This window comes from Streptomyces sp. URMC 127, assembly GCF_051386535.1.
Lineage (GTDB): Bacteria > Actinomycetota > Actinomycetes > Streptomycetales > Streptomycetaceae > Streptomyces.
Genome location: NZ_JBPQTW010000492.1, coordinates 1 through 549, shown reverse-complemented (window position 1 = coordinate 549; position 549 = coordinate 1). Strand labels below are relative to the sequence as shown.

Below are 549 nucleotides of genomic sequence, written 5' to 3'. Positions count from 1 at the left end.
GGCGTCGTGCGCGCCACGACGACCACGAGGTCGGCGAGGATGCCGTTGGAGATGAACGTCTTGGAGCCGTTCAGGAGCCAGTGGTCGCCGCGGTCCTCGGCGGAGGTGCGGATCCCCTGCAGGTCGGAGCCCGCGCCGGGCTCCGTCATCGCTATGGCGGTGATGATGTCGCCCGTGCAGAAGCCGGGCAGCCAGCGGCGCTTCTGCTCCTCGGTGGCGAGGCCCGTCAGATACGGCCCGACGATGTCGTTGTGCAGTCCGACGGCGAGGCCCGCGGCGCCGGCGCGGGTGAACTCCTCGGTGAGCACGGCGCTGTAGCGGAAGTCGGTGCTGCCACCGCCGCCGTACTCCTCGGGCACGGCGAGCCCGAGGAGGCCCTGGCGGCCCGCCGCCCGCCACGCCTCGCGCGGGACGATGCCGTCGCGCTCCCACTGGGCGTAGTGCGGGGCGACCTCCTTGGCGAGGAAGGTGCGCACCGTTCCGCGGAAGGCCTCGTGGTCGGCGGTGAAGATCTGACGCTTCATCTCTGCGGGCCCTTCCGGAGGGATT

General features: G+C 71.9%; 1 protein-coding gene. It reads right to left on the bottom strand.

Annotated elements, in window-relative coordinates:
* A partial coding sequence (locus tag ACSNOH_RS35070) for an acyl-CoA dehydrogenase family protein (protein WP_436725486.1) occupies positions 1-524 on the bottom strand: 524 nt, incomplete at its 3' end.
* Between the last annotated feature and the right edge of the window lie 25 nt (positions 525-549).